This is a genomic window from Achromobacter sp. GD03932, assembly GCF_029839485.1.
GTDB classification, from domain to species: Bacteria; Pseudomonadota; Gammaproteobacteria; order Burkholderiales; family Burkholderiaceae_B; genus Achromobacter; species Achromobacter bronchisepticus_A.
On record NZ_JAOCAT010000001.1, the window covers coordinates 213,917 to 236,590 of the forward strand.

27 protein-coding genes and 1 tRNA gene are annotated in these 22,674 nt (G+C 65.5%); 5 read left to right on the forward strand and 23 right to left on the reverse strand.

Going from position 1 to position 22,674, the window contains the following annotated elements; translation table 11 throughout:
* The first annotated feature begins 87 nt into the window (after positions 1–87).
* Positions 88–1,509, forward strand: a complete 1,422-nt coding sequence (locus N5C88_RS00990; RefSeq protein WP_280014489.1) for an amidase — start codon at positions 88–90, stop codon at positions 1,507–1,509.
* 30 nt (positions 1,510–1,539) lie between these two features.
* Positions 1,540–2,505, forward strand: a complete 966-nt coding sequence (locus N5C88_RS00995) for a tripartite tricarboxylate transporter substrate binding protein (RefSeq protein WP_280014490.1) — start codon at positions 1,540–1,542, stop codon at positions 2,503–2,505.
* 58 nt (positions 2,506–2,563) lie between these two features.
* On the opposite strand, the gene N5C88_RS01000 is transcribed toward N5C88_RS00995, so the two are convergent.
* The 6 genes from N5C88_RS01000 to petA all read right to left on the reverse strand — a co-directional run bounded on the left by N5C88_RS01000 (position 2,564) and on the right by petA (position 6,909).
* A tRNA-Thr gene (locus N5C88_RS01000) sits at positions 2,564–2,639 on the reverse strand.
* Positions 2,640–2,707: 68 nt separating this feature from the next.
* Positions 2,708–3,157: a ClpXP protease specificity-enhancing factor gene (locus tag N5C88_RS01005; protein ID WP_118933478.1), complete on the reverse strand. Its 450-nt coding sequence runs from the start codon at positions 3,155–3,157 to the stop codon at positions 2,708–2,710.
* Positions 3,158–3,169: 12 nt separating this feature from the next.
* Positions 3,170–3,781, reverse strand: a complete 612-nt coding sequence (locus N5C88_RS01010) for a glutathione S-transferase N-terminal domain-containing protein (RefSeq protein ID WP_006388039.1) — start codon at positions 3,779–3,781, stop codon at positions 3,170–3,172.
* Between the two features lie 154 nt (positions 3,782–3,935).
* The gene (locus tag N5C88_RS01015; RefSeq protein WP_059376756.1) at positions 3,936–4,787 is read right to left on the reverse strand and encodes a cytochrome c1; all 852 of its coding nucleotides are present in this window, start codon (positions 4,785–4,787) and stop codon (positions 3,936–3,938) included.
* Positions 4,788–4,810: 23 nt separating this feature from the next.
* Positions 4,811–6,199 (reverse strand): cytochrome bc complex cytochrome b subunit, encoded by a 1,389-nt coding sequence (locus N5C88_RS01020; RefSeq protein WP_059376757.1) that lies wholly within the window; start codon positions 6,197–6,199, stop codon positions 4,811–4,813.
* 74 nt (positions 6,200–6,273) lie between these two features.
* Positions 6,274–6,909: a ubiquinol-cytochrome c reductase iron-sulfur subunit gene (petA, locus tag N5C88_RS01025; protein WP_054455534.1), complete on the reverse strand. Its 636-nt coding sequence runs from the start codon at positions 6,907–6,909 to the stop codon at positions 6,274–6,276.
* Positions 6,910–7,049: 140 nt separating this feature from the next.
* On the opposite strand from petA, the gene mscL reads away from it, so the two are divergent.
* Positions 7,050–7,496, forward strand: a complete 447-nt coding sequence (gene mscL / locus N5C88_RS01030; protein WP_042795720.1) for a large conductance mechanosensitive channel protein MscL — start codon at positions 7,050–7,052, stop codon at positions 7,494–7,496.
* 117 nt (positions 7,497–7,613) lie between these two features.
* Here the strand turns inward: mscL and N5C88_RS01035 are convergent, their stop codons facing one another.
* Positions 7,614–8,381 (reverse strand): aldolase, encoded by a 768-nt coding sequence (locus N5C88_RS01035; RefSeq protein ID WP_118933479.1) that lies wholly within the window; start codon positions 8,379–8,381, stop codon positions 7,614–7,616.
* A 144-nt stretch (positions 8,382–8,525) separates the two neighbouring features.
* On the opposite strand from N5C88_RS01035, the gene N5C88_RS01040 reads away from it, so the two are divergent.
* Positions 8,526–9,554: an AraC family transcriptional regulator gene (locus tag N5C88_RS01040; protein WP_280014491.1), complete on the forward strand. Its 1,029-nt coding sequence runs from the start codon at positions 8,526–8,528 to the stop codon at positions 9,552–9,554.
* Between the two features lie 33 nt (positions 9,555–9,587).
* On the opposite strand, the gene N5C88_RS01045 is transcribed toward N5C88_RS01040, so the two are convergent.
* From N5C88_RS01045 to N5C88_RS01055, 3 genes are all read right to left on the reverse strand, one after another.
* Positions 9,588–10,919 carry an MFS transporter gene (locus N5C88_RS01045; RefSeq protein ID WP_059376763.1) on the reverse strand — a complete coding sequence of 444 codons (1,332 nt, stop codon included), beginning with the start codon at positions 10,917–10,919 and terminating at the stop codon, positions 9,588–9,590.
* A gap of 50 nt (positions 10,920–10,969) precedes the next feature.
* A complete protein-coding gene (locus tag N5C88_RS01050; protein WP_059376767.1) occupies positions 10,970–11,596 on the reverse strand; it encodes a glutathione S-transferase family protein in 627 nt (208 codons plus the stop codon).
* Positions 11,597–11,865: 269 nt separating this feature from the next.
* Entirely contained in the window at positions 11,866–12,642 is a 777-nt protein-coding gene (locus N5C88_RS01055) for a Nif3-like dinuclear metal center hexameric protein (protein WP_118933481.1), read from the reverse strand.
* Positions 12,643–12,661: 19 nt separating this feature from the next.
* Between N5C88_RS01055 and N5C88_RS01060 the strand changes: the two genes are divergently transcribed.
* Positions 12,662–13,822 (forward strand): trypsin-like peptidase domain-containing protein, encoded by a 1,161-nt coding sequence (locus N5C88_RS01060; protein WP_280014492.1) that lies wholly within the window; start codon positions 12,662–12,664, stop codon positions 13,820–13,822.
* 27 nt (positions 13,823–13,849) lie between these two features.
* Here the strand turns inward: N5C88_RS01060 and N5C88_RS01065 are convergent, their stop codons facing one another.
* The 13 genes from N5C88_RS01065 to hisD form a co-directional block, all read right to left on the reverse strand.
* Positions 13,850–14,218, reverse strand: a complete 369-nt coding sequence (locus N5C88_RS01065) for a helix-turn-helix transcriptional regulator (protein WP_059376775.1) — start codon at positions 14,216–14,218, stop codon at positions 13,850–13,852.
* 77 nt (positions 14,219–14,295) lie between these two features.
* Positions 14,296–15,087, reverse strand: coding sequence for a twin-arginine translocase subunit TatC (gene tatC, locus N5C88_RS01070; RefSeq protein ID WP_059376778.1), 792 nt, complete (start codon positions 15,085–15,087; stop codon positions 14,296–14,298).
* Complete coding sequence (tatB, locus tag N5C88_RS01075) at positions 15,084–15,614, reverse strand: Sec-independent protein translocase protein TatB (protein WP_059376782.1); 531 nt, start codon at positions 15,612–15,614, stop codon at positions 15,084–15,086. Before tatB ends, tatC begins: the two co-directional genes overlap by 4 nt.
* Positions 15,615–15,685: 71 nt before the next feature.
* Positions 15,686–15,916, reverse strand: a complete 231-nt coding sequence (gene tatA / locus N5C88_RS01080) for a Sec-independent protein translocase subunit TatA (RefSeq protein WP_054455514.1) — start codon at positions 15,914–15,916, stop codon at positions 15,686–15,688.
* Between the two features lie 14 nt (positions 15,917–15,930).
* Complete coding sequence (locus N5C88_RS01085; RefSeq protein ID WP_054455512.1) at positions 15,931–16,299, reverse strand: histidine triad nucleotide-binding protein; 369 nt, start codon at positions 16,297–16,299, stop codon at positions 15,931–15,933.
* Between the two features lie 17 nt (positions 16,300–16,316).
* The gene (locus N5C88_RS01090) at positions 16,317–16,667 is read right to left on the reverse strand and encodes a phosphoribosyl-ATP diphosphatase (protein WP_013390944.1); all 351 of its coding nucleotides are present in this window, start codon (positions 16,665–16,667) and stop codon (positions 16,317–16,319) included.
* Positions 16,664–17,068, reverse strand: a complete 405-nt coding sequence (hisI, locus tag N5C88_RS01095) for a phosphoribosyl-AMP cyclohydrolase (protein WP_054455509.1) — start codon at positions 17,066–17,068, stop codon at positions 16,664–16,666. Before hisI ends, N5C88_RS01090 begins: the two co-directional genes overlap by 4 nt.
* A gap of 283 nt (positions 17,069–17,351) precedes the next feature.
* On the reverse strand, positions 17,352–18,170 hold the full coding sequence (gene hisF, locus N5C88_RS01100; protein WP_059376785.1) for an imidazole glycerol phosphate synthase subunit HisF: 819 nt from the start codon (positions 18,168–18,170) through the stop codon (positions 17,352–17,354).
* Entirely contained in the window at positions 18,167–18,907 is a 741-nt protein-coding gene (gene hisA / locus N5C88_RS01105) for a 1-(5-phosphoribosyl)-5-[(5-phosphoribosylamino)methylideneamino]imidazole-4-carboxamide isomerase (protein WP_280014493.1), read from the reverse strand. Before hisA ends, hisF begins: the two co-directional genes overlap by 4 nt.
* 56 nt (positions 18,908–18,963) lie before the next feature.
* A complete protein-coding gene (gene hisH, locus N5C88_RS01110) occupies positions 18,964–19,659 on the reverse strand; it encodes an imidazole glycerol phosphate synthase subunit HisH (RefSeq protein WP_118933482.1) in 696 nt (231 codons plus the stop codon).
* A 35-nt stretch (positions 19,660–19,694) separates the two neighbouring features.
* On the reverse strand, positions 19,695–20,282 hold the full coding sequence (gene hisB / locus N5C88_RS01115) for an imidazoleglycerol-phosphate dehydratase HisB (protein ID WP_013390948.1): 588 nt from the start codon (positions 20,280–20,282) through the stop codon (positions 19,695–19,697).
* Position 20,283: 1 nt separating this feature from the next.
* Positions 20,284–21,372, reverse strand: coding sequence for a histidinol-phosphate transaminase (gene hisC, locus N5C88_RS01120; RefSeq protein ID WP_280014494.1), 1,089 nt, complete (start codon positions 21,370–21,372; stop codon positions 20,284–20,286).
* Entirely contained in the window at positions 21,369–22,673 is a 1,305-nt protein-coding gene (hisD, locus tag N5C88_RS01125; protein ID WP_118933484.1) for a histidinol dehydrogenase, read from the reverse strand. Before hisD ends, hisC begins: the two co-directional genes overlap by 4 nt.
* Position 22,674 lies beyond the last annotated feature (1 nt).

Below are 22,674 nucleotides of genomic sequence, written 5' to 3' on the forward strand. Positions count from 1 at the left end.
TTCCCCGGATTGTCCGGCTTGGCAATACCCACTATAAAGTTAAGTATTCAATACTTTGTATTGCATAGCAATACTTTTAGGCAGCAAATGACTATCGAATCGACCCTATGCGACATGACCGCCGTTGCGCTGCGCGGGGAAATCGCAGCCGGGCATCTGAGCGCCCGGGAACTCATGGCGGCGCATCTGCGGCGCATCGAGGCCTGGAACCCGCGGATCAATGCCATCGTTACGCTGGACGCCGAAGCCGCAATGGCCGGCGCGGCCCGGGCCGACGAGCGCCAGGCAGGCGGGCAGGTTCTGGGTCTGTTGCACGGCCTGCCCATCGTGCACAAGGACTCGTTCCTGACGGCCGGCATGCGCACTACCTATGGTTCGCCGCTATACCGCGACTTTGTGCCGGAGCGGGACAGCCTGATCGTCAGCCGCGAACGCGCCGCTGGCGCCATCACCCTGGGCAAGACCAATCTGCCCGAATTCGGCGCGGGCTCGCAAACCTTCAATACCGTATTCGGCGCCACCCGTAATCCCTATGACCCGCGCATGACCGCCGGCGGAAGCAGTGGCGGCGCCGCCGCCGCGCTGGCTACCGGCATGGCGCCGCTGGCCGACGGCACGGATATGGGCGGTTCGTTGCGCAATCCGGCCTCGTTCTGCAATGTCGTGGGCCTGCGTCCTTCTCCGGGCCGCGTGCCGCAATGGCCCGCGGCCAGTCCCTACAACACGTTGACCGTGGCCGGACCCATGGCTCGCACCGTGGCCGATGTGGCCTTGCTGCTGGCCGCCACTGCCGGTCCCGATTCGCGCGATCCCTTGGCCATTGAACAGGATCCGGCCTGCTTTCTTGGCACCCTGGAGCGCGATTTCAAAGGCGTGCGCATCGCCTATGCGCCGACCTGGGGGGATTTGCCCGTCGAACCCGCGGTGGTGCAGGCCTTGGAGCAGCGGCTGCCTGTGTTTGCGGATCTGGGCGCACGCGTGGAGCCGGCCTGCCCCGATTTTTCCGGCGCCGATGCCGCGTTCCAGGCCCTGCGCGGACAGACCTTTGCCGTGGGCTATGAGGCCGCGTTGCTTGAGCACCGGCATCTGCTCAAGGACACGGTGATCTGGAACATCGAGCTCGGCCTGCGGCAATCCGCCGCCGCCGTCGTGCAGGCGGAGCGGGACCGCGCCGCGCTGTTCGCGCGCATGCACGCCTTCATGCAGACATACGAATTCATGATCGGCCCGGTCAGCCAGGTGCTGCCGTTTCCGGTCGAGCAGGAAACCGTCGGCAGCATCGAGGGTACGCCGATGCTCAATTACATCGACTGGATGCGTTCGGGCTATTACCTGTCCCTGACGGGGCATCCAGCCATTTCGGTGCCCTGTGGCTTTACCGCCGAGGGGCTGCCGGTAGGCATCCAGATCGTCGGGCGCTACCGCCAGGAGCGCGCCCTGCTGCAACTTGCCCACGCGTTTGAGCAAGCCACGCAATGCTGGCGCCGGACGCCGGCTCTGGTCGACTGAACCACACAACCAACACAAGGGGAATTACGCATGATCAAGCACATCGCCAAGAGCGCATTCTTGTGCGCTCTGGCTGTCGGGCCGGCTCTGGCGGCGGCGCAGGACTATCCAAGCAAGCCGATCACGATGGTCGTGCCATTCCCGCCGGGCGGTTCGACGGACGTCATTGGCCGCCTGTTCGCCGCCAAGCTGGGCGATCGCCTGCGGCAGACCGTCGTGGTCGAGAACAAGCCGGGCGCCAATACCGGCATCGGCGCAGCGGCCGTCGCGCGCGCTGCTCCGGACGGCTATACGTTCATGATCACCGGAGCGCCCACTTTCACGCTCAACCCGCTGCTCTATCCGAATCTGAACTACGACCCGATCAAGAGCTACGAGTATGTCGCGATTGCCGGCAGCACGCCCTTCGTGATCCTCACGAATCCGCAGACGGGCATCACCACCGTTGCCGACATCAAGAGCAAGTCGGCCGCCCAGCCGCTGAGCTTCGGTTCCTTCGGCAACGGTTCCACGCCGCACATCGCGGGTGAATCGCTGGCGCAGCGTACCGGCGCCAAATTGCTGCATGTGCCCTATCGCGGCAGCGCGCCCGCCATGGCCGACCTGCTGGGCAATCAGATCCCGCTGTCGATCGACACGCTGGTCGCGGGCTTGCCGCAGATCAAGGCGGGCAAGGCGCGCGCCGTGGCCCTGACCGGCAACGCGCGCTCGGCCCTGGTGCCTGACGTGCCCACCGTCGCGGAAGGCGGCGTGGCGAACTACGACTTTGAAACCTGGTTCGGCGTGGTGATGCCGAAGGGCACGCCCGCGCCCATCGTCGCCCGCTTGTCCAAGGAGATCGAAGCGGTCATGGCTGAACCCGATACGCGCGCCAAGCTGGAGCAACTGGGGTTCGACGCCACGTACGCCGATCCGGCCGCGTTCCGCCGCAAGGTGGAAACCGAACTGGAGCGCAATGTGGCGATCATCAAGGCTGCGGGGATCAAGCCGGATTGAATCCCGGCTGCGCAGAAAAAAAGGCCGACTCCTGGAGTCGGCCTTTTTCATTCGTTCTTGGTGCCGGTGAAAGGAATCGAACCCTCGACCTTCTCATTACAAGTGAGCTGCTCTACCAACTGAGCTACACCGGCGCTGCGTACCCGGGGGCACGCGAAGGGCTGCATTGTAATGAAAAAAATGCCGGCCCTGCGGGGATGCCTTATTTGACGATGGTCAGGCGCGGACGTTTGGGTTCGTCGTCGTCTCCGCCGTCGTCGCCGGGGGCGGCGTCGGCGTCGGAGCCTTCGGGCGCGGCGGCGGCCGTCGCGCCCTGGGCGCCCGCTTCCGGCGGTTCGTAGGGCTGCACTTCGAAGCCCATGCCGGCGCCGGTTTCGCGCGCGTAGATGGCGCTGACGGCACCCACGGGAACGTAGACGTTTTCGGTCACGCCGCTGAAGCGGGCCTGGAATTCGATGAATTCGTTGCCCAGCACCAGGCGGTTGGTGGCCAGCGTGCCCACGTTCAACGTGATCTGGCCGTCGCGCACATGGGCGACGGGCACCATGGTGTGCTCGTCGACCTGCACGGTGATGTAGGGCGTATAGCCGTTATCGGTGCACCATTCGTGCAGCGCGCGGATCAGGTACGGTTTGGTCGAAGTTTCACCCATCACGCAACAGCCTTAGCGACGCATCACTTTTTCCGAAGGCGTCAGCGCTTCGATGTAGGCCGGACGCGAGAAGATGCGTTCGGCGTACTTTTGCAGCGGAGCCGCGTTCTTGGGCAGTTCGATGCCGTAGTGGTCCAGGCGCCACAGCAGCGGAGCCACGGCCACGTCGAGCATGGAGAATTCCTCGCCCAGCATGTACTTGTTCTTCAGCAGCATGGGGGCCAGCTGGGCCAGGCGGTCGCGGATGTTCTGGCGGGCGTTGGCCAGCTTCTTTTCGTCGGGCTTGGCGCTGCGGTCTTCCAGCGTCGAGACGTGGACGAACAGTTCCTTCTCGAAGTTGTAGAGGAACAGGCGGGTGCGGGCGCGCATGACCGGGTCGGCGGGCATGAGCTGGGGATGCGGGAAGCGCTCGTCGATGTACTCGTTGATGATGTTCGACTCGTACAGGACCAGGTCGCGTTCGACCAGAATGGGCACTTGACCGTACGGGTTCATCACCGAGATGTCTTCGGGCTTGTTGTACAGGTCGATGTCGCGGATCTCGAAATCCATGCCTTTTTCGAACAACACGAAGCGGCAGCGTTGCGAAAACGGACACGTGGTTCCGGAATAGAGCACCATCATGGCGGTAAGTCCTTTATTGAAAAACGAAAGGCCAGCGCCTTAATCTAGCAGGCGCTGGCCCCAATTGCCAGGCGGGATAGGCGTACAGCCCTATCCGCTGATGCCGTCCCCATTTGCAATCGGGGACGGATAAGAACCTGGCGGGGCGTTGCGGTTAGCGCACGTGTTTCCAGTACGAGGCGTTGAGGCGCCAGGTAACCAGGAAGAACAGCAGCAGGAACAACATGACACCGACGCCGAGACGGACGCGGAATGTCTGGACGGGTTCGGCCATCCAGGACATGAACGCAGTCAGGTCGGCGACGTCGTTGTCGTATGTTGCGACTTGGGCCGGGTTAGCGGCCTTGAATTTGGCATCGAAGGTGGCATGGCCGTGGTAGTTGGCTACCGGTTCGGCCTTGACCGTGGAAAAACCCTGTGCATCGTACACCGTGGTGACGCGTTCCCAGGTTTTGGGGGCGCCTTCCTTGCCTTCGACCTCGTGCATGGCGACCGTCGTGAGCTCGCGCGGACCCTGCACTTCCCAGAGCGCGTGGGGCATGCCCACCGACGGGAAGACCAGGTTGTTCCAGCCCGTGGGACGCGCGGTGTCGCGGTAGAAGGTGCGCAGGTAGGTGTAGATGTAATCGGCGCCCGAGGGGCCGGCGTTCACGGATTTGGCGCGCGCGATCACGGACAAGTCCGGGGGCGTCGTGCCGAACCACTGCTTGGCGTCCTTCGGGGTCATGGCGACGTTCATCATGTCGCCGACCTTTTCGCCGGTGAACAGCAGGCTTTCCTTGATCTGCTGGTCGGTCAGCCCGATGTCCTTGAGCTTGTTGTAGCGCATCGAGGACGCGCTATGGCAGTTCAGGCAGTAGTTGACGAACAGCTTGGCTCCGTTCTGCAGCGACGCCATGTCGTTGACGCGGTACGGGGCCTTGTCCAGGGGGTAGCCGCCTCCGGCGGCGAGGGTGGCGGTACACGTGAGCATCAAGGCCACGGCACCAATCAGCTTCTTGATCATGGTTAATCCGTTATCTGGTGGGCTCAGTGGGCGTGGAACGTGACGCGGTCGGGCACCTTCTTGAAAGTGCCCAGGCGGCTCCATACCGGCATCAGGAAGAAGAATGCCAGGTACAGCAGCGTGCCGATCTGCGAGGTGACGTTCAACGGCGGACTGGGCGGCTGCGTACCGATGTAGCCGAGCACCAGGAAGTTGACCATGAAGATGCCGTAGATCCACTTGTGCCAGGTCGGGCGGTAGCGGATCGACTTGACCGGGGAATGGTCCAGCCACGGCAGGAAGAACAGGATGACGACCGTGCCGCCCATGGCGACCACGCCCCAGAACTTGGCGTCGATCACGCGCAGCAGCACGGCCACGACGATCAGGATGCCGGGGACGGCGATGCGCATGAAGCCCTTCAGGTTGCTCTTGACGAGCAGCGCGATGGCGCCCAGCACGGAAGCGCCCGCCAGCACCCAGGTGAACTCGTCGGTGGTGGCGCGCAGCATCGAGTAGAACGGCGTGAAGTACCAGACCGGCGCGATGTGCGGGGGCGTCTTCAGCGAGTCAGCGGGGATGAAGTTGTTGAACTCGAGGAAGTAGCCGCCCATTTCCGGCGCGAAGAACACGATGAACGCGAACACGAGCAGGAAGCCGGCGACGCCCATCAGGTCGTGCACCGAGTAGAACGGGTGGAACGGGATGCCATCCTTCGGGCGGCCGTACTTGTCCTTCGGGCCTTGCTTGATCTCGATGCCGTCCGGGTTGTTCGAACCGACTTCGTGCAGCGCCACCAGGTGGGCCGCGACCAGGCCCACCAGCACCAGCGGGATGGCGATGACGTGGAAGGCAAAGAAGCGGTTCAGCGTGGCGTCCGACACGACGTAGTCGCCGCGGATCCAGATCGACAGCTCAGGACCGATGAAGGGAATGGCCGCGAACAGGTTCACGATCACCTGTGCGCCCCAGTAGGACATCTGGCCCCAGGGCAGCAGGTAGCCGAAGAAGGCTTCCGCCATCAGACAGAGGAAGATCGCGACGCCGAAGATCCACACGAGCTCGCGCGGCTTGCGGTAGGAACCGTAAAGCAGTCCGCGCAGCATGTGCAGGTACACGACGACGAAGAACATCGACGCGCCGGTGGAGTGCATGTAGCGCACCAGCCAGCCCCACGGGACTTCGCGCATGATGTATTCGACGGACTGGAACGCGCGTTCCGCGTCCGGCTTGTAGTGCATGACCAGGAAGATGCCGGTCACGATCTGCAGCACCAGCACCAGTAGGGCCAGTGAGCCAAAGAAGTACCAGAAGTTGAAGTTCTTCGGTGCGTAGTACTCGGACAGATGGGCTTTCCAGGTAGAGGTCACCGGGAAGCGCCGGTCCAGCCAGCCCAACAGGCCTGTCGTCTCGACGGTTTTCTCGCCAGCCATGTAACGGCTCCTTCTCTCACGTGGCGTAATGCGGATTTACTTACGTAATTCGGGAAAAAAGCGCGACGCGCGCGTCAGGCCTTGTTGTCTTCATCGACGCCCACGATGATGCGAGTGTCGGTGAGATATTGGTACGGCGGGACTTCGAGGTTGTCGGGAGCGGGCTTGTTCTTGTAGACACGGCCGGCCAGATCGAACGTGGAGCCGTGGCAAGGACAGAGGAAGCCGCCCTGCCAGTCGGCGCCCAGACTGCCGCCCTTTTCGAAGTGGGACGTGGGCGAGCAGCCGAGGTGGGTACAGATGCCGACGCAGACGAAGAGCTCGGGCTTGCGCGAGCGGCCTTCGTTTTCGGCGTATTTGGGCGTGAAGCCGGGGCGCTTGGAATCAGGATCGGCCAGCAGCGCGTCCTGGGTCTTGAGACCAGCGAGTTGTTCAGGCGACCGGTGGATGATCCAGACCGGTTTTCCGCGCCATTCAACCGTCTTCATGGTGCCGACGGGAATGTCGCCGACGTCCACTTCAACGGGAGCCCCGGCAGCGCGGGCCTTTTCGGAGGGAGAAAACGTGCTCACAAGCGGCACTGCCGTTGCGACACCTGCTACGCCACCCACAGCACAGGCGGTGGTAACCCAGAAACGTCGCGAAGGATCAGGTGGCAGGTTGGGATCAACCGCACCGTCATCATCGTGCACCAGCGTATCCTGACTCATCTTCCTATCCTTGTTGATGCGCCCGCTCTACGAGTAGCATCACTTCTGCGGCATCGGGTTCGCGGGAATTTGTAACAACATAGCAACCGCGTATTATAGCGCCAGCCCACTCACGGGCGTATCACGAAGGGAGTGCTTTTATGAGCAAAGCGACTGGTTTCGTCAAAGAATTCCGAGATTTCGCTGTCAAAGGCAACGCAGTGGACCTGGCGGTCGGTGTCATCATCGGCGCGGCGTTCGGCAAGATCGTCGATTCGCTGGTCAAGGACATCGTCATGCCGTTGGTCAACTTCATCCTCGGAGGCTCGGTCGATTTTTCGAACAAGTTCCTGGTTCTGTCGATGCCGGCCGGCTACAACGGCCCCATGACCTACGCCGACCTCACCAAGGCCGGTGCCAACGTATTTGCGTGGGGCAACTTCGTCACGATCATCATCAACTTCGTGTTGCTGGCCTTCGTGATCTTCTGGATGGTCAAGGCCATCTACAAGGCCCGCACCAAGGCCGAGGAAGCGCCGGCGCCCGCCGCGACGCCCGAAGACGTGGCGCTGCTGCGTGAAATCCGCGATCTGCTCAAGAAGCCCTGATCCGATGCTGCCGCCGGCCCGGGATCCGCATGGACGCGGATCCGGGCCGCGGCTGGCGGACGTTCCCGCCGGCGCGTGCCGGCCCCCGCTGAACGATCCGCTGCCTGTTCCCTTCCCCTAGTCCCGTTCTGCTGCCATTTGCCGTTCGACGCGCCGCGCGAACATGGCGAAGCTTGCGCGCACGATGCTGGGCTTCAACAGGAAATCGTGCGATTCGGCGGCCAGCGCGTCATTCACCGGTTTCACCTCGCCATAGGCGGCGGCTGCCTGCAGTTGATTGCGGGCGGCGCGTTCGATCAGCACCGACAGGTACAGCGCTTCCTCGATGCACGAGCCCGCTGCCAGAAAGCCGTGGTTGGCCAGCAGGATGCTGCGCTTGCCGCCCAGCGCCGCCGAGATGATCTCGCCTTCCTGGTCGGCGATGGGCAGGCCGGGCCATTCCTTCAAATGGGCACAGTCGTTGTGGAACGGCGTCGCGTCCATGTGCGCGACCACCAGCGGCTGCCCCGTCATGGACAGCGTCGAGACATGGGGCGGGTGCGTGTGGATGATGCACTGCACGTCGGGACGCTGGCGATAGACCCAGAAGTGAAAGCGCACGGCGGGGTTGGGCGTGCCGGGGCCGTCGAGCACCTCCATGTTGTCGTTGATGCGGATGACCGAGGCCGGGATGATCTCGTCGAAGGCCTGGGCCAAGGGCGTCGTCAGGAACGTGCCGTCTTCCTTGCGCACGGTGATCTGGCCCGCCAGGGTTTCCGAATGGCCTTCGCTGGCGAGAATGCGGCAGCTCAGCGCCACCTTTTCTTCTTCGCTCCAGTTCCCGAAGTCGAGCTTGTTCGCGGAGCGCGCAAAGAAGGCGTCGGCATGGGCTTGTTTTTCCAGCATGGGGTCTCCTTGGGATAATGGCTCCATTACACGCCCGCCTCCGCCGCCCGCGATTGACCGATCACGAACGAGGGTTGACTCAATGCGACAGGAAGACCGGCGCCTTTCGGCCAGTGTTGGCCGACCCGACAGAGTGTTCCGAGCATGCCACGCGCCCGCCAGACAGTGAATCCATCCGCCCGGCCCGCCTGTTCCGAGGCGGATCTGAACTTTGCGCCGCAGTTCCGCCCTTTCTATGCGCAGGAGATCGCGGGCTACGAGCGCGAGCTGGACAAGCTGGTGCTGCCGGGCGAATTCAGGGCGCTGACCGAACCGCCCAGGCTGCTATTGCAGGCCTGCAGGCTGCGCGCGGGCGGGCTGGTGGTGAGCCTGGAGTCCACGCCGATCAGCGTGCACCACCGCGCGGAGCATGCGGCCGATCTGGAGCATGCGGAGTTCCTGGCGAGCTTTGTGATTGCGGGCCACGGCGTCATCGTGCAGAACGACGCGACGCTGCCGCTGGAACCCGGCGACATCATCTTCCGCACGACCGCCCTGCCATCGGAAATCCGGATGTACACCGATTCGCGCATCGTGGTGGTCAAGGGGCCGCTGTCGCGCCTGCTGGGCGCGCATAGCCTGGCGATGTCGCAGTTCACCGCGCAACGCGGCGTGGCGGCCTTGCCCATGGTGCAGACCGCCCATCGCTGCCTGCATCATGTGTTCTTCGACAAGGCGGAATCGAATCCGACGTCGTCGCTATTTGCCGAGCAGGCGCTGTTGGCGCTGCTGGCCTCGATCTACACCAGCCAGGCGTTGGAGAAGATACCGGGCGATGCGCGCGCGCCCGCCGACAACTGGCAGGTGCTGGCCAGCTATATCGATGCCCACATCACCGATCCGGAACTGTCGGTGCAGGCGGTGGCGGATGTGCTGCGCGTGACCACGCGCTGGGTGCACCGGCTGTTCAAGATGCGCTCGCTGCAATACACCAGCTATGTGCGTGAACGCCGCCTGCAGCTGGCCCGGGAGGCGCTGGAGGATCCGCGGCGCGCGCACGTCGAGGTCAAGGACATCGCGGCGTCTTGCGGCTTTCAGCACGCGAGCCATTTCATTCGCCGCTTTCATGAACGCTTCGGCATGTCGCCGGCCCTGTATCGCAAGACCGCCAGAAGCGGCAACGGCGGCGCCTAGCGCCGCGCCGCCTGCTCATGCCGTTCCTGCGCGTCAGCCCCGGCGCAGGTCCTGCGGGGTGGGCTTCATGAGAAACGCGGAGCTACCCGCCACGATGCCGAGGAAGGCCAGATAGACGCCGACGGGAAGAATGCTGTCGAACTTCTGCACCAACGTGGCCGAGATCAGCGGCGCCAGCCCGCCGCCGATGGCGGCCGAGAACTGGACCCCGATGGACAATCCGGAATAGCGCAGCTCCGCGGGAAACTGCGCGCTGTAGAGGCTGGATTGCGGCGCGATCATGATCGCGTAGTTGAAGGCCATGGCGACGAAGACGGCAAGGCTGTACGCCATCAGCGAACCGCTGCCCACCGCGAGAAAGATCGGAATGGCCATGAGTCCAAGCAGCATGCCGCCCCAGCCACAGACGCGGCGCGCGCCGATGCGGTCGGCCAGCACGCCGAACAGCGGAATGGTGAACATCAGCACGCCAGCGCCGTAAAGCAAGGCATGCAGCGCGTCGGCGCGGCTGAAGCCGAGCTTGGACACCGCGTAGGAAACCGAGAACACCAGGAAGGTGTAGATCAGCGTGACCTCGGCAATCTTGCAGCCTATGCACAGCAGCAACGATTTGCCGTGCGCGCGCAGCAATTCGCCCAAGGGCATCTTGTCTTGCACGGACTGTCTGTTGCGCGCCTTCTCGCGCTTGACCTCTTCGAATTCAGGCGATTCGTCGATGCCGTGGCGGATGAACAGGCCGACGACGATCAGCACTGCGCTGGCCAGGAACGGCAGGCGCCAGCCCCAGGACAGGAAGTCCGCTTCCGGCAACCGCGTCACCAGCGCGAAGGAACCCACCGACAGCAGGATGCCCAGGGGCGCGCCCACCAGCGGCAGGCTGCCGAAGAACGCCTTCCATTTGGGTGGCGCGTGTTCTACCGCCATCAGCATGGCGCCGCCCATCTCGCCGCCGAACGACAGCCCCTGGCCGATGCGCAGCACCACCAGCAGCACCGCAGCCGAGATGCCGATTTGTTCATAGGTCGGCAACAGCCCGATGAGCACCGTGCAGATCCCCATCAGCAGCAGGCTGAGCGTCAGCATGGATTTGCGGCCGATGCGGTCGCCGAAATGGCCGAACAGGATGCCGCCGATGGGCCGTGCCAGCATGCCGCTGGCGAAGGCGCCGAAGGCTGCCAGCGTGCCGGTGACGGGGTCGAACTGCGGGAAGAAAATCTTGTTGAACACCAGCGCCGCGGCGGTGCCGTAGGCGAGGAAGTCGAAGGCTTCCACGGCGGTGCCGATGACTGTGGCAACGGCGACCCGGAACAGGTTCGGTTTCTTGTGTGATTGGGCAATAGGCTGCGCGGCCTGGATGGCGTCCATGTGGTTCCCTCTTGTCTTGTAGTAATGGTTCTTGTCGTTGTGCGCGGGACTCAGGGTCCTGGCGGCACGTACCCTGGCAACTGCTGGATGCGCTTGCGCCACGCCGCGATGGCGGGATAGGCGGCGATGTCGATGGCGGCTTCCTCGGCCAGCGCCAGGTAGCCGTAGCAGGCGATGTCGGCCACGGTCGGCGCTTCGCCGCCCGCCAGCCAGGCGTGGTCCGCAAGGCGCTTTTCCAGGCGCTGCAGCACGCGGTCGGTGCGGGCCTGCATGCCGGGCACGTCGAGCAAGGCCTCGCTCACGCCCAGGTGGTGCGCGGCCTCGGCGTTGCTGACCACGCGCGTCAGGCGCAGCGGCTGCAGGCTGTTGGCGATCTCGTTGGCGGACACCGATATCCAGGCGTGCATGGCGCCGATGCGAGGCAGCGGCGCCAGCCATTCGGGGGCGTAGTGATGCGCCAGATGTAGCAGGATGGCGTGGCTGTCCCAGATGGCCGTGTCGCCATCGGTCAGCGCGGGGATCTGCTGGAAGGCGCTGACGCGCTCGAACTCCGCGGTCTGGTTCTTGCGGGCCAGCACGTCGACGAACCTGCTTTGGTAGTCCCGGCCGATGAGCGCGAGAAACAGGCGCACCTTGTAGCAGTTGCCGGAGCGCGGGTGGTCGTAGAGGGTCAGCATTCAATGGCTCCGTGTGTAGGAGGCCCGGCCGGAAAGGGCTGGCAGCGGGCGGCTGCATGGAATGCTAGGGCGCTGGACTGCGCGCGGAATTGACAGGGAGAGAACCGCGATTGACCAGATGCGACGCACAGGCGCCGCCTTGATCGCGCCCTCTGGTTTTCCCCTAGCCGAGTCCTGCGGATTCGGCACGGACGGCGCGCACGGTCGCGCTGGGAGCCGTGCAATGAAAACGCCCCCTTGCGGGGGCGATCTTGAGGAGGCGGAACCGGTTATGCCGGGTTGTCGATGTCGACGAATTCGACCTTGATGCCGAAGCGTTCCGCGACCGCCTGGCCCAGCGCCTGCGCGCCGTAGCGCTCGGTGGCATGGTGGCCCGCGGCGATGAAGCCCACGCCGGTTTCGCGCGCCAGGTGCACGGTGGATTCGGAAACCTCGCCCGTGATGTAGGCGCTGGCGCCCGCGTCCGCCGCATCGCCCAGCATGCCTTGCGCGCCGCCCGTGCACCAGGCTACGCGCGCCAGGGGCATGTCCGGGTCGCCCACCACCAACGGCTGGCGGCCCAGGCGTTCGGCCACGCGCTCGCCCAACTGGCCCAGCGTTGCCACGCCCGTCGCCGTACCCAGCCAGACCAGGTTGTCTGGGCCACAGGTTTGCGGCGCGCCGTCATCGCGCAGCGCGGGCGTCAGGCCCAGCACGCGCGCCAGCTGCGCGTTGTTGCCCAGCGTGGGATGCGCGTCCAGCGGCAGATGGTAGGCGTACAGGTTCAGGTCGTTTTTCAGGGCCAGGGCCATGCGCGCGCGGCGCGTGCCGATGACGCGGCGGTCTTCGTTGCGCCAGAGCCAGCCGTGGTGCACCAGCACCGCATCCGCGCCGCGTTCGACCGCCACGCGCAGCAGGGCTTCGCTGGCCGTGACTCCGGCGATAATGTGTGCGATTTCGGATCGGCCTTCCACCTGCAGCCCGTTGGGGCAATAGTCCTTGAAGCGCGCCGTTTGCAGGGTGTCGTCCAGCCAGTTGGCCAGGACGTGGGAGTCCACTTTACTCATAGCTAGTCCTATCAGAATCATGCGCCGATATTGGCTGATCTTTGCTCAGGCCGTCACGGTCTGCCTGGGTATTCTATTCGTCGTGACGACCTTGCGGCCCGACCTGCTGCGGCTGGCCGGGCCGGCGGCGGGACCTCAGTCCGCGGCGGCCGCCGCAAGACCGCCCGCTGCGCGCGCCCAGGCCACGGCGTCCTATGCGGACGGCGTGGCCCGTGCCGCGCCTTCCGTGGTCAACGTATACACCACCAAGCACGTTAACGTGCCGCTGATTCCGCTGCCCGACGATCCGGTGCTGCGCCAGTTCTTTGGCCAGGTGCCGGGCGTGACGCGGCGCCAGGCCTCGACCAGCCTGGGATCCGGCGTGATCGTGAACCAGGACGGCTACGTGCTGACCAACTACCACGTGGTGCAGGCCGCGGAAGCGATCGAGGTTGCGCTGTCCGACGGCCGTCGCGATACCGCGAAAGTGGTGGGCGCGGATCCGGACACCGATCTGGCCGTGCTGAAGCTGGCCACCTTGCGGTCCCTGCCCGCGGCCACGCTGGCGCCGGACCGGGGCTTGCGGGTGGGCGACGTGGTGCTGGCCATCGGCAATCCGTTCGGGGTGGGGCAGACCACCACGCTGGGCATCGTATCGGCGCTGGGCCGCAACGGGCTGGGACTGAACACCTACGAGAACTTCATCCAGACCGACGCGGCGATCAACCCCGGCAATTCCGGGGGCGCGCTGGTCGACGCCGCCGGCAATCTGGTGGGCATTAATACCGCCATCTATTCCGAATCGGGCGGGTCGATGGGCATAGGCTTTGCCACCCCCATCGAGATCGCGCGCAAGGTCATGGACGAGATCGTCAAGACCGGCGCGGTCAAGCGCGGTTGGCTGGGCGTGGAGCCGCAGGACGTGACGCCGGAGCTGGCGCGTGCGTTCGGGCTGGATCGCGATACCGCGGGCGTGATCATCGCCGGCGTGATGCGCGACGGGCCGGCGGCGCGCGGCGGCCTGCGGGTGGGGGACATCGTGCAGTCGGTCAACGGCAAGCGCATGATGGACACCGCCAGCCTGCTGTCGGAGATCGCGCAGCTGCCGCCGGGCCAGAGCGCCAAGCTGGGCATATTGCGCAGCGGCAAGCCAGCCGAGCTGGCGGTGGTGGTGGGCACGCGCCCGGGCAAGCCGCGCTAGGACCGCGCCGGGTCCGCGGGTGGGGGTTCAGGTTGCGGCGGGGTCCTTGGCCATCAGGCGCACCGCCGACAAGATGGCTTTCTTGGTGCTTTCGGATTGATTGCGCAGCAGCGCCCAGATTTCCGTGCAATAGCCGTCCGGGCCGTCGTCCGGCGGGGACGCGCCGTTGTGCGGCGCATCCCCGCCCGGCCCCACGCCGTCGGTCAGCCACGGCACGCTGGTGTCCAGCGCCCGCGCCAGGCGCAGCAAGGTAGCGCGAGACGGCGAGTAGCAGTCTTCGCGCATGAGGATCCGATGGATGCACGATTGCGGCACGCCAGAAATGCGAGCCAGCTGGTTCTGGCTTTTGATGCCGCGCCAGCGCATCAGGGTGTGCAGTCTTTGGGCGAGTGACATGAGGGCAATGTAGAGTTGCCGTGGGCCGCCCACAAGGTGAAACGGTCCTGCTTTGTGGGCAGGACCGTTCGAAGGGATCAGTGGCGCTCTGTCAGCGAGTCCGAATCGGCCTCGCTCTCTGCTTCTGGTTTGGGCGTGACCAGCCGGGCGCAGATCAGCCCGACCTCATACAGCAGGCACAGAGGCACCGCCAGCATGAACTGGCTGACCACGTCGGGCGGCGTGACCACGGCGGCGATGATGAAGGCGCCCACCACCACGTAGCCGCGCGCGGCCTTCAATTTGGAGAGTTCGACCACGCCCATCTTCACCAGCAGCACCACGGCCACGGGCACTTCGAAGGTGATGCCGAAGGCCATGAACATCGTCATGACGAAGCTCAGGTAGGCCTCGATGTCCGGCGCTGGCGTGATGGACTGCGGCGCGAACGTGGCGATGAAGTGGAACACCGTGCGGAACACCACGAAATAGCAGAACGCCATGCCCGCGATGAACAGAAAGGTGCTGGAAACGATAAGCGGCAGCGCCAGGCGCTTCTCGTGCCGGTACAGGCCGGGCGCCACGAAGGCCCAGGCCTGGTACAGCACCACGGGCAGCGCCAGGATGAACGCGGCCATCATCGTGACCTTGACCGGCACCATGAACGGCGTGATGACGCCGGTGGCGATCATGCGCGTGCCTTCGGGCAGCGAAGCCAGCATGGGCTGGGCCAGCACGTCGTAGATGGCCGACGCGCCGGGGTAGATGAACAGCACGATGAATATGCCGATCACGGCGGCGGCGGCGCGCAGCAGGCGGGTGCGCAGCTCGACCAGGTGGGAGATGAAGGTCTCCTGCTGGCCTTCTTCTTGGGAGGCGTCCTGGGTCACGTCGGGGTTCCGGAGGGCGCGACGGGCTTGGCGGCGGGCGCGGCGTCGTCGGCCTTGGGTGCGCTGGGCGCGGGTTGTTGGGTCGCGGCGGGCGCGGGCGCAGCCACCGGCGGCAGATCCAGGTCCAGGTTCAGGCTGTGGTTCTGGCTGGGCGGCGGCGCGATGCTGCGTTCGGGTTCGGCAGGCGTTTCGCTGGCCACGGACGGTTCGGCCTTGATGTTGGCTTCGCGCGCGACCTCGTCGAGTTCAGCGCGGAACTGCTGGACGGGTTCCTGCAGCGAGGCCTGGGTTTCGTTCAGCGACTTCTGCACGCCCTGGGCGGCATCTTCCATTTCGCTCTTGAACTTGCGCAGTTCGTCGAGCTCGATTTCGCGCTGGATATCGGATTTCACGTCATTGACGTAACGCTGCGCGCGCCCGAGCAGGTGGCCGACGGTGCGGGCAACCTTGGGCAGGCGTTCGGGGCCGATGACGATCAGGGCGATGACGCCGATCACCATCAGTTCAGTGAAGCTGACATCAAACATTCGACGGCCGCTCGGGAGTGGATGCAATAAGGGCCGGCCTGTTCAGGACGGCCCGGGAGCCGAGCAGGCGCTCAGGAGTTGGATTTTTCCTTGGCCTGCACGTCGATGGTGTCGCCGGAGACGCGTTGCTGCGCGATCGGCTCGGCCGGCTTGTCGCCGCCGTTGGCGTCCTTCATGCCTTCCTTGAAGCCCTTGACCGCGCCGCCCAGGTCCGAGCCGATGTTGCGCAGCTTCTTGGTGCCGAAAATCAGCGCCACGATGACCAGGACAACCAACCAATGCCAGATGCTGAAACTACCCATGATGTTTCTCCGAATTACGCGTTGGGGGCCACGCGCCCTTTCCAGGGTCGCGAGCCGCCGATGATGTGGAAATGCAGATGCGGGACTTCCTGGCCGCCTTCGACGCCAGAATTGATCATGATGCGAAATCCGCCATCAGGGCCCGGATTGCAACCGTTTTCAGCGGCTAACCGCGGCGCTAACGACATCATTCTACCCAACCATTCTGCGTCCTCCCCCTTAATATCCTGCATGGATGTGACATGACGTCGAGGGATCAGCAATAAATGTACCGGCGCGGCCGGATTAATGTCGTGGAACGCAACAAAGTCCTCGTCCTCGTAGATTTTCTTGGACGGGATGTCGCCAGCGGCGATCTTGCAGAAAATACAGTTGTCGCTCATTTTTCCGGGTTCCGTGTTCAGTCTTGCGGGCGGCTCGCCTTTTCCGCCAGGCCGGACAGGCCCTCGCGGCGAGCCAGTTCGGCCAGTACGTCTTCGGGCCGAAGCTTGAAATGTGTCAAGGCCACCAGGCAATGGAACCACAGGTCGGCGGTTTCGCTGACGATGCGGTCGGGCACGCCGTCCTTGGCGGCCATGACCAGTTCGGTGGCTTCTTCGCCGATCTTCTTGAGGAAGGCGTCGGGGCCTTTGGCCAGCAGCTTGGCGGAATAGGAGGCTTGGGGATCGCCGCCGTTTTCGGGACGGCGGGTTTCCAGGGTATCGGCGATGCGCGCGAGGATTTCGGCGGCGCTTGCGGCTTGAGCGGTCATTTGTAGATCAGTTCGGGGTCTTTCAGCACGGGGTCCACCGTGATCCAGGAAGCCTGGTCGGTCTGGCCTTCCAGGCGGCGGTAGAAGCAGCTGGCGCGCCCGGTATGGCAGGCGATGCCGCCTTGCTGGTGGATCTTGAGCAGGATCACGTCGCCGTCGCAGTCCAGGCGCAGTTCGTGCACTTCCTGGGCATGGCCGGACTCTTCGCCCTTGCGCCACAGGCGCTGGCGGGAACGCGACCAGTAAACGGCGCGCCCGGTGGCGGCCGTTTCGGCGAGCGATTCGCGGTTCATCCAGGCCACCATCAGGATCTGGCCGTTTTCGGCGTCCTGCGCGATGGCGGGTATCAGGCCGTTTTCGTCGAAGACGACGTCGGCCATCCAGGCGGGTTCGTTGCTCATCTCATTCATCCGTTGTCCTCGCGCGGCGCCTTGCAGGCCGCCACTGGCGCGTGGGGACTCATCATCTTACGGCAATACCTTGTTGCACGCCTGAGAGGGGCTTCCCAAACTGATCCAGACTATCCCCAATTCAGGCCAGGCGAGCTGGGTTTTTCAATGCATGCCAAGCAATCCGGCCTATGCAACTCGAGGCGCCACTCAAGCGAGGCCGCGCGGAGCCGGGCCCCGCCGGTCCGCTGCGGCACCCCCCTGGGGGGAAGCGCCGCAGGCGCTTCGGGGGGGACTACATCCGTACTGGGATGCCGAGGCCAGCCATGAAGCGCTTGCACTCGCCCACGGTGTGCTGGCCGAAGTGGAAGATGCTGGCGGCCAGGACCGCGCTGGCGCGGCCGGTGGTGACGCCATCGGCCAGATGCTGCAGATTGCCCACGCCGCCGGAGGCGATGACGGGCACGGGCACGGCGTCCGAGACGGCGCGCGTGAGTTCCAGGTCGAATCCGGACTTGGTGCCGTCGCGGTCCATGCTGGTCAGCAGGATTTCACCCGCGCCGTAGGCGGCCATGCGGCGCGCCCAGGCCACGGCGTCCAGCCCGGTGGCCTTGCGGCCGCCATGGGTGAAGACTTCCCAGCGGGCGGGCTCGCCCTGGGCCGAGACGCGGCGCGCATCGATCGCCACCACCACGCATTGCGAGCCGTGGTAGTCCGAAGCGGCGCGGACCAGTTCCGGATTGGCCACGGCGGCGCTGTTGATGCTGATCTTGTCGGCGCCGGCATTCAGCAGGCGCTGGATGTCGGACACCTGGCGCACGCCGCCGCCCACGGTCAGCGGAATGAAGACCTGCGAGGCCACCTGCTCGATGATGGGCAGGATCAGGTCGCGGCCGTCGCTGGTGGCGGTGATGTCGAGGAAGGTGAGTTCGTCGGCGCCCTGCTCGTTGTAGCGGCGGGCAATCTCGACGGGGTCGCCCGCGTCGAGCAGGTTGACGAAGTTCACGCCCTTGACGACGCGGCCCGCGGTGACGTCAAGGCAGGGAATGATGCGGCGGGTCAGCGCGCTTTGCACGGGCGCGCCGGCCGCGGGGGTGCTGCTGGAGGTGGTCATTTTGCCAGTTCGTCGGCGCGTGCCTGCGCCGCTTGGAAGTCGAGCGTGCCTTCGTAGATGCTGCGGCCCAGGATGGCGCCTTCGACGCCGTCTTCCTCGACGGCGCAGAGGGCTTCGATGTCCTGGATGCCGGCGATGCCGCCCGATGCGTAGACCGGGATGCGCACGTGCTGGGCCAGGCGGACCGTGGCTTCGACGTTGACGCCGGACAGCATGCCGTCGCGGCCGATGTCGGTGTAGATGATGGCTTCGCAGCCGTAGTCCTCGAACTTCTTGCCCAGGTCGAGCACGTCGTGGCGGGTCAGCTTGCTCCAGCCGTCGGTGGCGATCTTGCCGTCGCGGGCATCCAGGCCGACGATGATCTGGCCCGGGAAGGCGCCGCAGGCGTCCTGCAGGAAGCCGGGGTTCTTGACCGCGGCCGTGCCGATGATCACGTAGGAAATGCCGGCGTCGAGGTAGCGTTCGATGGTGTCGAGGTCGCGGATGCCGCCGCCGATCTGCACGGGGATGTCGTCGCCGACAGCGTCCAGGATCGCCTTGATGGGGGCTTCGTTCTTGGGTTTGCCGGCGACGGCGCCGTTCAGGTCGACCAGATGCAGGCGGCGCGCGCCTTGGTCGAGCCAACGTGTGGCCATGGCGGCGGGGTCTTCAGAGAACACCGTTGCATCGTCCAGGTCTCCCTGGCGCAGGCGCACGCAGCGCCCGTCTTTGAGATCGATGGCGGGGATCAGCAGCATGGTGGGCAGCGAAAAAATATATGGGTTGAAAGGGCTGGCGGGCGTGGGCTCGGAGCCTACGGCTGCCAGTCTACAAAATTGCGATACAGGCGCAAACCGTGCTCGGCGCTCTTTTCGGGGTGAAACTGCACCGCGAAAATGTTAGCTGCCGCCACCGCGCAGGTAAAGGCAAGGCCATACTCGGTTTCACCAACAGTCAGGTCCGGATCTTCCGGGTCGGCGTAGTAACTATGGACGAAATAGAAGTGCGTTTCGTCCGGAATGCCGGCCCAGATAGGATGAGAGCGCGTCTGGCGCACTTTGTTCCATCCCATGTGCGGGACCTTGAGGCGCTCGGGGCGGGTGTCGGCCAGTCCGGCGGCGCCGGTGTCGGTCAGGCAGGCCGCGTCATCGCTGACGGGGTCGGCAAAGCTGGGGCCCGAGAAGCGGCGCACCACGCCGGGGAACAGCCCCAGGCAGGAGGTGCCGCCTTCCTCGCTGGAATCGAACAGCATCTGTTCGCCCACGCAGACGCCCAGCAGGGGCTTCTCGCGCGCGGCGCGCACGACGGCCTCGCGCAGGCCGGATTCGTTCAGGGTGCGCATGCAGTCCGCCATGGCGCCCTGGCCGGGAAACACGACGCGGTCGGCCGCGGCGATTTCCTGGGGTTGGCTGCAGATGCGGATGTCGGCATCGGGGGCGGCGTATTTCAGGGCGCGGGCGACGGAATGGAAATTGCCCATTCCGTAGTCGACGATGGCGATAGTGGTCACTTCTTTCTGCCTGCTGCGGGTGGATGGCGGAGGTGTTACAGCACGCCCTTGGTGGAGGGCACGACGTCGCCCATGCGGGGATCGACTTCCATGGCCATGCGCAGGGCGCGGCCACAGGCCTTGAAGACCGTTTCCGCCTGGTGGTGGGCATTGACGCCACGCAGGTTGTCGATGTGCAGCGTGATCAGGGCGTGGTTGACCAGGCCCTGGAAGAATTCGCGCGTCAGGTCCACGTCGAAGTCGCCGATGCGGGCGCGCGTGAAGGGGATGTGGTATTCCAGGCCCGGGCGGCCGGAGAAATCCACCACCACGCGCGACAGCGCTTCGTCCAGCGGCACGTAGGCGTGGCCGTAGCGGCGCAGGCCGGCCTTGGTGCCGACCGCCTTGGCAATGGCCATGCCCAGCGTGATGCCCACGTCTTCAACCGTATGGTGCGCGTCGATGTGCAGGTCGCCTTCCGCCTTGATGTCGAGGTCGATCAGGCCGTGGCGCGCGATCTGGTCCAGCATGTGGTCCAGGAACGGCACGCCGGTGTCGATCGTCTGCTTGCCGGTGCCGTCGATATTGACGGCCACGCGGATGCGGGTTTCGTTGGTGTTGCGGGTGATCTCAGCGGTACGCATGTTAAGCACTCAAAATCTCTTGCAGGGCGGATAGCAAGGCGGCGTTTTCGGCCGGGGCGCCCACCGAGATGCGCAGGCAGTCGGCCAGCAGCGGATGGGCGTTGGAGAAGTTGCGAATCAATATTTTGCGCGTTTTCAGGGCAAGATGCACGGCGTTGCCGTCCAGCTTGCCGGAAAAGCGGGCAAGAACGAAGTTACCGGCGGAAGGGAATACCCGCACCCCGGGTAACTGGGCCAGGGCGGCGGCCAGCGGTTCGCGGTCCGCGCGCAGGCGGGCGGCCTGTTCGTCCAGCACCGGCTTGTGGCGCAGCACGGCCGATAGCGTGGCCTGGGTCAGCACGTCCAGGTTGTAGGGCGGGCGGACCTTGTTCAGTTCCGCGATCCAGGCCGGATGGCCGGCCAGGTAGCCGAAGCGCAGGCCGGCCAGGCCGATCTTGGACACCGTGCGCATGACGACCACATTGGGCGCGTCCAGCACCTGCGGCATCCAGGTACGGTCGGCGAAGGGCTGGTAGGCCTCGTCCAGCACCACCAGGCCGGGCGCGGCGGCGATGATGGCCGCTACGTCCTCATCGGACCAGAGGCCGCCGGTGGGGTTGTTGGGCACGGCCAGGAACACCACCTTGGGCTGGTGTTCCTGAATGGCGGCCAGCATGGCCGGCAAGTCCAGGGTCAGGTCGGCGGTCAGCGGCACGCCGACGAAGCGGGCGTGGTCGAAGCGCGCGGCCATGTCGAAATAGACAAACGACGGCCAGGGCGACAGCACCGCGTCGCCCGGGTTGCAGCAGGCCTGCACCACAATGTGGATGAGTTCGTCCGAGCCGTTGCCGAACAGCACGTCCGCCGCATCCGGCACGCCGAAGGCCGTTTTCACGGCCGCTTGCAGCGCCGACAGGTCGGCCGCCGGGTAACGGTTGAGCGGCGTGTCGCGCACGGCGCGGGCGATGTCCTCGCGCACCGCCTCGGGCAGTTCGTAGGGACATTCCATGGCGTCGAGCTTGATGCAGCCCTCGGCGTGGGCCACGGGATAGGCGGCCAGTTCGCGGATGTCCGCCCGGACGGTGCCGGCGATGCGGCCCGGCACGCTCATGGCTGGTCGATCCGGTATTGGGCGCTGGCGGCATGCGCCTGCAGGCCCTCGCCCAGCGCCAGTTCGGCGGCGATGCGGCCCAGTTTCTGGGCGCCCTGGTGCGAAACCTGGATCAGGCTGGAGCGCTTCTGGAAGTCATAGACGCCCAGCGGCGAGGAAAAGCGCGCCGTGCGCGAGGTCGGCAGCACGTGGTTGGGGCCGGCGCAGTAGTCGCCCAGCGATTCGGAGCTGAAGCGGCCCATGAAGATGGCGCCGGCATGGCGGATCTGCGCGGTCCATTTTTCGGGCTGCTCGGTGGAGATCTCGAGATGCTCGGGCGCGATGTCGTTGGCGATCCGGCAGGCTTCTTCGAGATCCTGGACCAGGATCAGCGCGCCGCGGTTGGCCAGGCTGACGCGCAGGATGTCGGCGCGCGGCATGGTGGGCAGCAGGCGCTCGATCGAGGCCTGCACTTCTTCGATGAAGGCGGCGTCGGGGCACAGCAGGATGGACTGCGCGAGCTCGTCGTGCTCGGCCTGCGAGAACAGGTCCATCGCGATCCAGTCGGCGGGCGTCTTGCCGTCGCAGATGACCAGGATTTCGCTGGGGCCGGCGATCATGTCGATGCCGACCACGCCGAACACGCGGCGCTTGGCGGCGGCGACGTAGGCGTTGCCCGGGCCGACGATCTTGTCCACGGCCGGCACGGTGGCGGTGCCATAGGCCAGCGCGCCCACGGCCTGCGCGCCGCCGATGGCGAAGACGCGGTCCACGCCGGCGATGGCCGCGGCGGCCAGCACGATGGGATTGCGCACGCCGTCCGGCGTGGGCGTGACCATGACCAGTTCCTGCACGCCCGCGACCTTGGCCGGGATGGCGTTCATCAGCACCGAGGACGGATAGGCGGCCTTGCCGCCGGGCACATACAGGCCCACGCGGTCCAGCGGGGTCACCTGCTGGCCCAGCATGGTGCCGTCGGCGTCGGTATAGGTCCAGGTCTCGGCGCGCTGGCGTTCGTGGTAGCTGCGCACGCGGTCGGCGGCGGCTTCCAGCGCGTTGCGCTGGGCCGCGGGCAGCGCGGCCAGGGCCGCATGCCAGTCCGCCTTGGGGATCTCCAGCGTCTGGGCCGATGCGCCGGGCATGCGGTCAAAGCGCTGCGTGTATTCCACCAGCGCGGCGTCGCCGCGGACGCGCACGTCGGCCAGGATGCCGGCCGCGGCGCGGTCGATGGATTCGTCCTCGGTGGCTTCGAAGGCCAGCAGCGTGGACAGGGCGGATTTGAATCCGGGATCGCGGGAGTCGAGACGATTGATCAGGGCCATG

What these genes read in the sequence shown, in the direction of transcription:
- N5C88_RS00990 (WP_280014489.1), top strand. Translation starts at nt 88, where the DNA reads ATGACTATCGAATCGACCCTATGCGACATGACCGCCGTTGCGCTGCGC.
- N5C88_RS00995 (WP_280014490.1), top strand. Translation starts at nt 1,540, where the DNA reads ATGATCAAGCACATCGCCAAGAGCGCATTCTTGTGCGCTCTGGCTGTC.
- N5C88_RS01005 (WP_118933478.1), bottom strand. Translation starts at nt 3,157, where the DNA reads ATGGGTGAAACTTCGACCAAACCGTACCTGATCCGCGCGCTGCACGAA.
- N5C88_RS01010 (WP_006388039.1), bottom strand. Translation starts at nt 3,781, where the DNA reads ATGATGGTGCTCTATTCCGGAACCACGTGTCCGTTTTCGCAACGCTGC.
- N5C88_RS01015 (WP_059376756.1), bottom strand. Translation starts at nt 4,787, where the DNA reads ATGATCAAGAAGCTGATTGGTGCCGTGGCCTTGATGCTCACGTGTACC.
- N5C88_RS01020 (WP_059376757.1), bottom strand. Translation starts at nt 6,199, where the DNA reads ATGGCTGGCGAGAAAACCGTCGAGACGACAGGCCTGTTGGGCTGGCTG.
- petA (WP_054455534.1), bottom strand. Translation starts at nt 6,909, where the DNA reads ATGAGTCAGGATACGCTGGTGCACGATGATGACGGTGCGGTTGATCCC.
- mscL (WP_042795720.1), top strand. Translation starts at nt 7,050, where the DNA reads ATGAGCAAAGCGACTGGTTTCGTCAAAGAATTCCGAGATTTCGCTGTC.
- N5C88_RS01035 (WP_118933479.1), bottom strand. Translation starts at nt 8,381, where the DNA reads ATGCTGGAAAAACAAGCCCATGCCGACGCCTTCTTTGCGCGCTCCGCG.
- N5C88_RS01040 (WP_280014491.1), top strand. Translation starts at nt 8,526, where the DNA reads ATGCCACGCGCCCGCCAGACAGTGAATCCATCCGCCCGGCCCGCCTGT.
- N5C88_RS01045 (WP_059376763.1), bottom strand. Translation starts at nt 10,919, where the DNA reads ATGGACGCCATCCAGGCCGCGCAGCCTATTGCCCAATCACACAAGAAA.
- N5C88_RS01050 (WP_059376767.1), bottom strand. Translation starts at nt 11,596, where the DNA reads ATGCTGACCCTCTACGACCACCCGCGCTCCGGCAACTGCTACAAGGTG.
- N5C88_RS01055 (WP_118933481.1), bottom strand. Translation starts at nt 12,642, where the DNA reads ATGAGTAAAGTGGACTCCCACGTCCTGGCCAACTGGCTGGACGACACC.
- N5C88_RS01060 (WP_280014492.1), top strand. Translation starts at nt 12,662, where the DNA reads ATGCGCCGATATTGGCTGATCTTTGCTCAGGCCGTCACGGTCTGCCTG.
- N5C88_RS01065 (WP_059376775.1), bottom strand. Translation starts at nt 14,218, where the DNA reads ATGTCACTCGCCCAAAGACTGCACACCCTGATGCGCTGGCGCGGCATC.
- tatB (WP_059376782.1), bottom strand. Translation starts at nt 15,614, where the DNA reads ATGTTTGATGTCAGCTTCACTGAACTGATGGTGATCGGCGTCATCGCC.
- tatA (WP_054455514.1), bottom strand. Translation starts at nt 15,916, where the DNA reads ATGGGTAGTTTCAGCATCTGGCATTGGTTGGTTGTCCTGGTCATCGTG.
- N5C88_RS01085 (WP_054455512.1), bottom strand. Translation starts at nt 16,299, where the DNA reads ATGAGCGACAACTGTATTTTCTGCAAGATCGCCGCTGGCGACATCCCG.
- N5C88_RS01090 (WP_013390944.1), bottom strand. Translation starts at nt 16,667, where the DNA reads ATGACCGCTCAAGCCGCAAGCGCCGCCGAAATCCTCGCGCGCATCGCC.
- hisI (WP_054455509.1), bottom strand. Translation starts at nt 17,068, where the DNA reads ATGAGCAACGAACCCGCCTGGATGGCCGACGTCGTCTTCGACGAAAAC.
- hisF (WP_059376785.1), bottom strand. Translation starts at nt 18,170, where the DNA reads ATGACCACCTCCAGCAGCACCCCCGCGGCCGGCGCGCCCGTGCAAAGC.
- hisA (WP_280014493.1), bottom strand. Translation starts at nt 18,907, where the DNA reads ATGCTGCTGATCCCCGCCATCGATCTCAAAGACGGGCGCTGCGTGCGC.
- hisB (WP_013390948.1), bottom strand. Translation starts at nt 20,282, where the DNA reads ATGCGTACCGCTGAGATCACCCGCAACACCAACGAAACCCGCATCCGC.
- hisC (WP_280014494.1), bottom strand. Translation starts at nt 21,372, where the DNA reads ATGAGCGTGCCGGGCCGCATCGCCGGCACCGTCCGGGCGGACATCCGC.
- hisD (WP_118933484.1), bottom strand. Translation starts at nt 22,673, where the DNA reads ATGGCCCTGATCAATCGTCTCGACTCCCGCGATCCCGGATTCAAATCC.